The 9884-nt window shown below is 53.1% G+C and carries 8 protein-coding genes and 1 pseudogene; all 9 read left to right on the forward strand.

Going from position 1 to position 9884, the window contains the following annotated elements; all coding sequences use genetic code 11:
- Window positions 1–292 precede the first annotated feature (292 nt).
- Window positions 293–1255: a CRISPR system precrRNA processing endoribonuclease RAMP protein Cas6 gene (cas6, locus tag BM091_RS06575; protein ID WP_093394427.1), complete on the forward strand. Its 963-nt coding sequence runs from the start codon at window positions 293–295 to the stop codon at window positions 1253–1255.
- On the forward strand, window positions 1255–1383 hold the full coding sequence (locus tag BM091_RS14395; protein WP_281243978.1) for a hypothetical protein: 129 nt from the start codon (window positions 1255–1257) through the stop codon (window positions 1381–1383). Before cas6 ends, BM091_RS14395 begins: the two co-directional genes overlap by 1 nt.
- The gene (gene cas10 / locus BM091_RS06580; protein ID WP_245735299.1) at window positions 1365–3746 is read left to right on the forward strand and encodes a type III-A CRISPR-associated protein Cas10/Csm1; all 2382 of its coding nucleotides are present in this window, start codon (window positions 1365–1367) and stop codon (window positions 3744–3746) included. The genes BM091_RS14395 and cas10 overlap by 19 nt, the downstream gene beginning before the upstream one ends.
- A 2-nt stretch (window positions 3747–3748) precedes the next feature.
- On the forward strand, window positions 3749–4174 hold the full coding sequence (gene csm2 / locus BM091_RS06585; protein WP_093394430.1) for a type III-A CRISPR-associated protein Csm2: 426 nt from the start codon (window positions 3749–3751) through the stop codon (window positions 4172–4174).
- On the forward strand, window positions 4171–5019 hold the full coding sequence (gene csm3 / locus BM091_RS06590; protein WP_093394431.1) for a type III-A CRISPR-associated RAMP protein Csm3: 849 nt from the start codon (window positions 4171–4173) through the stop codon (window positions 5017–5019). The genes csm2 and csm3 overlap by 4 nt, the downstream gene beginning before the upstream one ends.
- The gene (csm4, locus tag BM091_RS06595; protein ID WP_093394433.1) at window positions 5016–6071 is read left to right on the forward strand and encodes a type III-A CRISPR-associated RAMP protein Csm4; all 1056 of its coding nucleotides are present in this window, start codon (window positions 5016–5018) and stop codon (window positions 6069–6071) included. Before csm3 ends, csm4 begins: the two co-directional genes overlap by 4 nt.
- A gap of 9 nt (window positions 6072–6080) precedes the next feature.
- The gene (csm5, locus tag BM091_RS06600; RefSeq protein WP_093394434.1) at window positions 6081–7673 is read left to right on the forward strand and encodes a type III-A CRISPR-associated RAMP protein Csm5; all 1593 of its coding nucleotides are present in this window, start codon (window positions 6081–6083) and stop codon (window positions 7671–7673) included.
- 81 nt (window positions 7674–7754) lie between these two features.
- Window positions 7755–9470, forward strand: a complete 1716-nt coding sequence (gene csx20 / locus BM091_RS06605; protein WP_093394436.1) for a CRISPR-associated protein Csx20 — start codon at window positions 7755–7757, stop codon at window positions 9468–9470.
- Between the two features lie 112 nt (window positions 9471–9582).
- Window positions 9583–9884: pseudogene (locus BM091_RS13895) on the forward strand (hypothetical protein); the annotation flags it as partial.

Consider the following 9884-nt stretch of genomic DNA (forward strand, 5'->3'; position numbering starts at 1 on the left):
GTGTCGTTTATCTTTCGGAAAACCTGACCTTCTTCGAGGAGGTCGGGAGCTACTGTATAATTAACCCGGAAAATTTTGGGCATAGGCGGCACGCTTTATGACGCCGGCGCCACGGAGCATCAGGACATCCTGCGTTACAAACAATTTTTGAACCTTTTCTCCGAAATTTTCCCCGCCAAAATCGTAAAGAGTAATGAGCGATTCTTGTAAAAGGTTCGCCCGTCAGGTATTGTGGAGTTTAATCGATAAGGTGTCCTGTTGACCGGGACTTTAAGAAACGAGGAAAGACGCTATGTCCTTCGATCGGTTTGATCTTCCTTTTACCATCCTTGAGGTAAAATGTCTCGCGAGGGATAGGATTGAACTCCCTCCCTTTCAGGGAAGTACGCTTCGAGGGGCGCTCGGGGTAGCATTAAAAAGGGTCTGCTGTACCTTACGACGTCAGTCCTGTGAAACCTGCCCTCTGCAGGTCTCCTGCGTCTATGTCTATTTCTTCGAAACCCCGCTTCTGGCGTCAGGGCCTGACGGAGCGCGCTACCGGCGTGCACCTCATCCCTTCGTTTTCCGTGTTGACGTAAACCGGGAACCGCTGGTGATCCAGCCGGGCGAAACGTTGACCTTTGGCCTGACCGTTATGGGCCGGGCTTTAAACTGGCTGCCCTACGTAGCCGCCGCAATCGAGCAGATGAGGCGCATCGGCATAGGTCGGGGGCGTGGGACCTTCGAACTCGTCCGAATCAGTTCGGTTGACCCGGCGGGGTCGGTTCTGGAGGTCATCTACGAGGACGGGAGCCTTAGATTTCCGGAACGGCCACTGTCCTTAAAAAGCCTGAAAATAAACGATCGCTCCCCGTCGAACCGTTTCAGCATTCATTTCGTGACACCGCTTCGTTTGCGCTATAGACAGAAGCTCGTCGATAAACCCGACTTTCACATCATAATTGGCAATCTCCTCCAGCGAGTCCATCTCCTGTGCAGGATCCACGGCGACGCCCCGGATGCATATCCGGAGGTCGAAGAGATGCTGACCATGGCGCGGGACGTTACCATAGTTGACATGAGAGCAAGGTGGTACGACTGGCAACGCTATTCCCATCGGCAGCGGCAGAAGATGCGCCTTGGTGGTATAATCGGTTCCGTAACCTACGAAGGCGACCCGACCCCTTTCGAACCCTATCTCACGGCGGGTTCGGTCCTGCACATAGGTAAAAACACGGGATTCGGCCTGGGCCGCTACACATGGGAGTATGCCTGATGGAAAACGGAAAAAGACGGCGCATTGACGAATGTCTAATGGCTCTCTGGCATGACACGGAAAATTTCGCCAGCGGGCCTTTCCCGAACTGCCGGGGACTCACGGTGCCATCGGTCGGGAGTGGCTAGCCCGTCACTACGGTGAAGGGATGGTTGCCGCCGGAGCCGGGGCACACCACGCACGGGACGAAGAAGCCTGGAAGAGCAGTAGAACGCTGGTCCTCTTTGAGGCGGACAACTGTGCGGCGGCGGAACGGCGGACTCGCCTGAATGAGCCCGGTGAGCACGGCCGATGGGACCGGACCCTTCAACTGCTAAACCCTTTCTCAAGGGTTCGTAATCCTCACGAGACCCGGCCCGGAACCAGTCCCCGGCTTTCTTACCTGCCTTTACCCCGACCCGGGCCGAACGGACCGGAATGGCACGTGCCGGTGTTAGAAGAAGGGCAGAACGATTCCGGGGCGTACCGGACACTGTGGAACGCTTTTGAAGAGGAATTTGGCGCACTAAAAAAGAACAACGGTCACCGGAACGTCCACGCGGTGCTCCATCTCCTGGAAAAATACACAAGTGCCGTGCCTTCCATCACTCTTCGGATCGGAGGGGCCGATGCCGATCGAGCGGCCGAAAAACATGCCGACATTTCGCTCTTCGATCATCTCAAGACGACCGCCGCCATCATGTTGTGCCTTCTGGATTATTACAGGGAACAATACGGCGAGCGCTTCGAGAAAAGAGTTCTCATAGAAGAAATAACCGGAGAAGCAACCTGGGCACCCGATGCACCGTGTCCGTTTTTGCTGGTTGGGGGCGACATCTCGGGCGTCCAGCGCTTCATCTACACGATTTCCTCGAAAGGAGCGCTGAAATCTCTGAAAGGCCGTTCCTTCTTTCTGGAGCTTTTTCTGGAACTCACGGTGGACCGGATCCTTGAGGAGCTCGATCTTTTCCGCTGCAATGTAATCTTCACGGGTGGAGGGCACCTGTACATTATCGTTCCCAACACAAAAAAGGCGGCCGGGGTTCTCAGGAGCGTCGAAAAAGAGGCCAACGAGTATCTCCTGGAAAACTTTGCGGGCGCCCTTGAGATCTTCATCCGCTGGGTTCCCTTCAACAAGGCGGCTCTTCGGGATGTGTCAGGGCTGTGGGGCAAGCTTTCGCTAGAAATCGAGCGGGCTAAGAAACGCCGGTGGGAAGGGTTTCTGGACCGTTTATTCGGCGGGCCGGCCGAACCGCATCGGGACTGCTACACCAGTAGGTGTGAGGTATGCGGTCGCGAGGACAAACCCCTCGGTGAGCTGGCCCCGGGGATAACGGAAGGTATTCTGGCCTGTGACGGATGCCGTGAACAGTACGTACTGGGCGATATGCTCCAGAAGGCCTCGGCGGAAACGTTGACTCCCGTCGTGTACCGCTGGGATGGTCAAGCGCCAGAAGGGACGCGAGTTCTTCCTGTTGGAAAAAACTTCCTTTCTCTGTCCGCCAAATATGACGTCGGCCTGGCGCGCGAAGCATCGGCCGTTTACCACGTGAACGAATGGAATCTGGCAAAGTTCCGCCATCCCCAGAGCCGGCCGCTTCTTGCCGGGATCTACCTGCCTCCCAAGAAGGAGTTACGAGAGCTGGAATCAATGGCCGAGGCGGGCATAGGTGCTTCACGACTCGGGGTTATTCGAATGGATGTTGATCGGCTGGGGCGGGTATTTTCCAGTGCTGTGCCGAAAGATGAGCGAAGTTTTGCGCTCATGACCTCCATATCGCGAAACCTGAGTCTATTTTTCAAATACCACATAAACGGGATTCTCGCGGATATGGAAGGGTATCCCAGGCCTCAGAGGATCATCGCAGAGTCCAGGGGTGAGTCCTTTAAGAGGCTGGTGTCGGTAGTATATGCAGGCGGAGACGATGTGTTTCTCATCGGCCACTGGCTTGACGTTCTTGAAGCAGCCCTGGACATTCGTAATGCCTTTGCAGTCTTTACGGCAAATCCCTTTATCACCCTTTCCTGCGGAATGGCCCTTGGGCATGTTCATGACCCGGTGTATCGACTTGCTCAGGCGGCGGGAGAGGCAGAAGAGGGTCTGGCCAAAAGGGTGGCAGGGCGCAGGACGATGGTGTTTTTCGAACGGCATGCTTTACCCTGGGAAGAGGGCGCAGGTTCCGATGTTCGGGCTCTGTGTGAGTTTCTCAGCATTCTTGCGCCCTTTCTTGATGTGGACGACAACGACAGAAGGCTTGTTCTCAGACAGGGCGGCTTGTCTATAGGCTTTCTTTACAGGTTCTATGAACTGGTCCGCCAACAGCGGAAGCTGGGAGGATGGATCGTTCCCAAGCTTGCCTACATCTTCGGCAGGACTACTGTTTCGGAGAACCTGGTGCCTGATTGGCGAGAATTGAAGGATTACGTCTTTTCTCGCCGGGCCGGGGGATGGAGGCATCTTGAGGTAGGGCTGATGATCATATTGATGGCACTGCGTAAAGGGGAGAAATAGGGATGAGCAAGCAATCCGTAAAAGGACCTTTGGACGAACACGTTGAGACCTTTAAAAAAGAATTGAGGAGGCTTGATGAGCTTACCGCTGACCGTCTGGTGGAAATTGCCCGGGTGGTCGGGGAGGATCTCAAGGTCAGAGACATAAAGTTGAACCAGATTCGGCGGTTTCTGGACGGTGTGCGCAAGGTTGAGGCGGATTTGAGCAGGCGGGATGCCGATTTTTCCAGGGTTCGGGATAAGATAGTGCTACTTCAACCTAAGCTGGCCTATGCGGCAGGAAGACATTCAGAACTCAGGAAATTTGCGGAAATTCTCGAAGCGGCCGTTCGTTCAGGCGCCGAAAAAGAGGAGAACTTCTGGAAACTGCTCAGGTTCATCGAGGGCGTCATAGCTTATCATCGCTTTTACGGAGGGAAGGAGTCATGAGCGGTTTAACGGATTATCGCAAACTCCTTGGAAAAATTTTGATTTCCGGGACCATGACCTGCCTGACGGGTCTGCACATAGGTGCGTCTAAGGAATCTCTCGAGATCGGCGCCTTAGATGCACCCGTTGTGAGAGATCCGATCACAAAAGAACCTTACGTGCCCGGTTCTTCATTTAAAGGAAAACTTCGGGCGCTTCTGGAGAAGGCTTTCCCCGATCTCCTGCCCAATCGGGACGGCGGTAGCAAGACCAGCCGGCACGAGTGCCTCAACTGGGAAAAAGGAAAGAACTGTAATAAGAATTTCGGCAACATCGAGATGAGTTACCCCGGTGATCTTAATTGTCCCGTATGCAGGCTCTTCGGGTCTTTGGGAGATAAGAACTTCCCGGCCCGGCTGAAGGTAAGAGATATGAGGCTGACGGAAGAGAGCCGTCAGGTGCTTGAAAGAATTGACACGGGCCTGCTCTACACCGAGTGGAAGTTCGAAAACGGGATTGATCGCATTACCTCGGCGGCAAATCCGAGAAGTCTCGAGCGCGTGCCCGCGGGGACGATCTTCCGGTGTTCCATGGTTTACGATGTGGAAGATCTGAATCAGATGGTTGAAGATCTTCGGAATCTTCAATTTGCCCTGAGACTTCTGGAAAACGATTCCCTGGGCGGACACGGTTCCAGAGGATACGGCCACGTGGTCTTTAGCTTTGACAGGTGCGAAGCCCGTAGTATTGACTTCTACAGATGGGAGAGAAAAGCCGACAACAGCCAGACCTTTTCGTCCTTTGACGGGGAAGTGCTGGAAGGGTTGAAGAATTTCTTTGCTATCAGAAGCGGGAACGGGCAATGAGAATGTATATTTACCATCTCGAATTTCCCGAAGGGGTGCATTTCGGCCGTCACGGAATAGGGCTTGAGGAAAGCAACGAGGTTCTGCCTTCGGATTCGCTCACGTCGGCGGTTATAAACGCCTTTGCCGTGCTGGGGCTGGCCGATGAAGTTATTGGAAAACTCCGGGAGGACCCACCGGGTTTTGTTCTGAGTTCGCTTTTTCCTTTTGGGTCCGTGCCGGACGGGGGTGCCGAAGGCTCGAGACGGGCCTACGCCCTTCCCAAACCCATGTCAGACCCCGTCCTCTCGGAAGACGGCGCGGAATTTATGGCCGAACAGGGTAAGGATATTAAGAAACTCCGTTACCTTGAGCCTGCCGATGTCGTGCGCTGGCTTTCCGGTGAACCGCTGACGGAGGCGGAACTTTCGGCCATGAGGGAACGCGGCTCCGGGCTGGCACAGACTGCCGGAGATGGCCAGTATGGCTGGTTTCTGCGGGAACTCCGCCCAAGGGTGGCATTGGATCGGGCTTCGGCTAACAGTTCGATCTGGATGTGCGGTCTCGTGCGCTTCGTGAAAGGAGCCGGTCTGTATGGCTTGGCGCTTTTGAAGGACGATACGGATCTGCAGGCGCTGGAAGCGGCCTTCCGGCTTCTGGGTGATATGGGATTGGGGGGAGAACGGACTTACGGCCCTGGTGAATTCCGCTTCGGCGGTTTCAAGCCTCTGGAGGAGGTCTGGCCTGAAGTAACGGCCGTAAAAGAGGTTACAGGGTTTGAGCTTCTTTCCCGCTTTTATCCCGGAGATAACGAGGTCAGCTTGCTTTCATCTTGCCTTCTGGCTTGGGACATCGAAGAAAACAGGGGATTTGTTTCATCGGGCCGTCAGGCCACAACGGTGAAGCGAAAAAGGCTGTATTTCATTAAGGAAGGAGCTGTGGCTTCTGTGCCTCTTCGAGGTTCTATGGTGGACGTGACTCCCGATGCGGCCGCCGCAATCGGGATCCCTCACCGGGTGTATCGTTGCGGTCTGGGCTTCTGGTTTCCGATGGGAAACCTGCAAAAAGTATAGGGGATCTGGATGAAGGGTAAGAACGTTTTCGAAATTACGGCCCTGCGGCTTCGGGTAGAAACCCCCGTTCACATAGGATCACGCCACGGGTTTCTTAATGCCCTTGAGTTTATCCGTCACGAAGGTCGGATCTTCGTTCTGGACGAAGAAAAGATGGGCAACTTTCTTCTGAAAAAAAATCTACTGGAGCGATTTTGTCAGGCTGCCTATTCCGATGAACTCAGGAGAAAGGGAATTTACGGCTTTTTGCGAGATTACTGCGGCAGGATAAACATTAAAAACATAGAAGATCTTGCGGCTTATAGCGTTCCGGGAGGCGGTTACGGCATGGGCCAGTTCAGGCCCTTCGTTCGGGACGGCCGAAATCGAATATTTCTTCCCGGGAGTTCCATCAAGGGCGCTTTGCGGACCGCAGTTTTGTACCGGTGTTTGAAGAGGGCCGGGGTGAACAAATGGATGGAGAAGGTGCGTCACTGGATTGAAGAACTTGAAGCTACTTCACCTAATCGGCGATTTAATAAAAGCACCCGGCTTTCGGAATCAATGCAAAAGGACCTGCTCCAGCATTGCGTCCTGGAGAACCTGAGAGATCAGAAAGGAAAACATCAGAATCGTGACCTTTTACGGTGTCTGAAGGTGCGGGATGCCTACCCGGTGGAGGACGGTAAACTTGAGACACGGGTAATTCCCGTTTACTTTCTCGCCAGGAACGGGGAAGGTCTTTTCTACCGGAGCAAAAATCCCCAGAGCAGGGATGATCTGATTGTGTGGGTCGAAGCGGTCGTAGAGGGGACTTTCGAAACCGAGCTTCTCTGGGATCTTGAGCTTTTTGAACGGTTCAGGCGGGCAAATTCAGACGGGCAATTTCCGGTTGAAAGTCCTGAGGATGTGCTGAAGTGTGTTGTGGAGATGAACAGGGATGTTATGGAAGAGGAGAGGAAATTTTTTGAAAGCCCTTCCGGTGATGGCCGAAAATGGGCGCTAGGGCTTAAGAACTGGTACGAAAAAAGTCTAAAAGGTTCTTGGCTCAGGGTAGGATACGGTGCGGGAATGCTTTCAACGACGGTAAACCTCCTCTGGCCCCATGAATCTCTGAGGCAAAAAGTGCGGAATGTCTGCGGCCATAACCGTGGAAAAGACCCTGCTCCGAAGACCCGCAGAGTGTGGCCGGAAAATGACAATACGGTGAAGCCGCTCGGCTGGGCGAGGCTGTTTTATCGGAAAGGTGAAGAGGATAGCTGGCAGCCTGTAGGGGTTGAAGTTACCGCGACGGAGTCGAAACCGCCGGTTGCCGATGGCACGGAGAGAATCGCCACAGGTGGGCCGACTGGTAGCGCCTTTTCGGGCAAGGGAATGCCCGTTGCGATGTATCCCTCTTCGGCCGCCAAACCTGTGGAAAAAGGTCAGGAGCGGGAAGGAACTCTCCATATGAAAGACAAGGAATGGTTTGCCCGCTTTGAAGGGGATGCCCGGGATGCTGTGATCGAAAACCCTCAACTCATTCCTTCCGGTACGGAAGAAGGAACAAAGGCAATCTTTTACATTGTTTATCAGAGCAAGAAAAAAGGAATTAAAGCCCGAATATTGAAGGTGCTCAGTTGATGTTATGGATTGTCGTAGCCTGTCGGCAAGATGTTCGTATCGTCATTGGCAATTGTTGGGTGATCTTTATGGAGTTATGTCATGGCTAGAGTATTTGTGAGCACGCTGGGTACGGGCAGATACGTTCCCTGCCATTACGTTATGGGTGACCGGAAATCAGAACTGGTTGTCTTCGTTCAGGAAGCACTCGTTGACTTTCTTTGCTCTCGGTGGAGCGAGAGCGATCGTATAGTCGTTTTCTGCACTAATAAAGCAGAAGAGATCAACTGGAAGGGCGATGAGGGCCTTGGTAATAAGCTTTTTAAGAGAGGATACCCGCCCCGGATTGAAATGGTCTCCATTCCCGACGGGAGAAGTGAAGATGAGATAATGAAGATATTTTTGAAGGTTATGGAGGCCCTTAACACCGGGGATCAGATATTCCTGGACGTGACTCATTCGTTCCGCTCTATTCCCTTGCTCATGACCGTCGCAATGAACTACGGTAAGATTGCCAAAGGTATATCCCTGGGTGGAATCTATTACGGAGCCCTGGAAGCGCTCGGAACTGCTCAGGAAGTGGAAAAAATGCCGGAGGAAGAGCGGAATATTCCCGTTTTCGACCTGACCCCTTACGATTCAATTCTGGAGTGGGCTCGTGCCGTTGAGATGTTCAAAAAGGCCGGTTATGCAGGCGATCTGGCAGGCTTACTGAACAGGGATCTTGGCCTTTTGTTTCGAGATCGTAACCGCCTGGATGGTGAAGATGTGTTGCGGAGGTTTTCAAGCCTCAAGAACAGCCTTGAAGGTTTTGCGGAAAGCCTGGCAACGGCAAGAGGTCCGGAGATCTGGAATTTCCGGCCTTTTTCTGAGTTGATAGATCAACTGGAAGATTCGGACCTGATTCCTCCGATGAAACCGCTCTTTGAGCTGCTCAAGAAGAGCCTTGCCTGCTTCGAAACGGGCGATCCTATGGAGAGAACCTTTCAGGCGGCAGCATGGTGTATAGACCACCTCATGATTCCCCAGGCTTACATTTTTCTTCGGGAGGGGATATTGACGGGCCTTTGCGAGTCGGCCGGACAGGATCCTTGCGACAAAGAAACCAGAGAAGAGTTCTGGGGTGGTATTCTGCATGTGGTGGCCCAAAACATTCCTCCCGATGACTGGGACGGCGCGTTGAGACAGAGAAAACGGGAGGCTTTGCAAATCATAAGTCGGGGTGGAAGGCATTTGAAAAAGCTGGCCGATGAATTTCAGTCCTTGAAAAAATATCGTAACGATTATCTGCACGGGGGGTGGAGAAAGGATAGGAGGAGTTCTAAAGCCCTTATGATCCATGTGCGCCGGTGTGCTGAAAGTTTGCGGAACCGGTGGCTGGAGGGCTTTGAGGCCTGGAGACGCCCTTCCAAAAAGGCGTTCGTCATACTTTCTCATGAACTTACGGAAGATCAAAAAGAGGAATTACTGAAGATCTGGGGCGTTTCTAGAATAGTACTCATGCCCGATGAAATACGCCGTAATTGGGAGGATATTTCACCGGAGGGGGAATCTGTTGAAGACGAGGTGGCTACGGTAATGGAGTGGCTTGAAGCCGAGTCGTATCCGGGAGACGTAGTAGTGGTTCAGGGTGAATACGGCGCGACCCTTCATGTGGCAATTCGTGCTCGTGAACTCGGTCTCGTTCCGGTCTATTCAACGACAAGGCGAGAATTAAAGGAGAGCAAACTTCCTGATGGAAGTGTCCATCAGGAAAGGATTTTCAGGCATGTCAGGTTCAGAAAATTTTTACCCGGTAGCGGGAATGACCGGTGGTGAAACCGGAAACCGGTTTTTTCATGTTGAAGAATTTTGACGACCTCTTTGGCTTGATGGAAAATTTTTGGTAGAAGAGAAAGGGCACGGTTAAGATCAACACGGGAGCTCTGGAATGCCTATCAGCGTTTCTTTTATAAAACGTCTGGAAGCTCTTGATCCTCAGCTAAGGGGGATTCTCATAGCGTTGCTGGAGGAGTTAGAGCGTCAGCGGGAGGAGTCCGTAACCAAGAAGGAGTTTAATGAGCTAAGAGATGTCGTAAAGGACCTTGCGGAAGCCCAAAAGCATACGGAAAAGGCGTTGCTGGAGCTTGCGGAGGCACAGAGGCGCACAGAGGCCAGGGTTGAGGAGTTGGCGGAGGCGCAGCGTAGGACGGACGAGAGGCTCAATTCTCTTGCTTTGAGGGTAGAGGAGCT

The sequence above is a fragment of the Thermodesulforhabdus norvegica genome (genome assembly GCF_900114975.1).
Classification (GTDB): domain Bacteria; phylum Desulfobacterota; class Syntrophobacteria; order Syntrophobacterales; family Thermodesulforhabdaceae; genus Thermodesulforhabdus; species Thermodesulforhabdus norvegica.

Excerpts from the sequence above, each read along its gene's own strand:
- cas6 (WP_093394427.1), top strand. The coding sequence starts at position 293 with ATGTCCTTCGATCGGTTTGATCTTCCTTTTACCATCCTTGAGGTAAAA.
- BM091_RS14395 (WP_281243978.1), top strand. The coding sequence starts at position 1,255 with ATGGAAAACGGAAAAAGACGGCGCATTGACGAATGTCTAATGGCTCTC.
- csm2 (WP_093394430.1), top strand. The coding sequence starts at position 3,749 with ATGAGCAAGCAATCCGTAAAAGGACCTTTGGACGAACACGTTGAGACC.
- csm3 (WP_093394431.1), top strand. The coding sequence starts at position 4,171 with ATGAGCGGTTTAACGGATTATCGCAAACTCCTTGGAAAAATTTTGATT.
- csm4 (WP_093394433.1), top strand. The coding sequence starts at position 5,016 with ATGAGAATGTATATTTACCATCTCGAATTTCCCGAAGGGGTGCATTTC.
- csm5 (WP_093394434.1), top strand. The coding sequence starts at position 6,081 with ATGAAGGGTAAGAACGTTTTCGAAATTACGGCCCTGCGGCTTCGGGTA.
- csx20 (WP_093394436.1), top strand. The coding sequence starts at position 7,755 with ATGGCTAGAGTATTTGTGAGCACGCTGGGTACGGGCAGATACGTTCCC.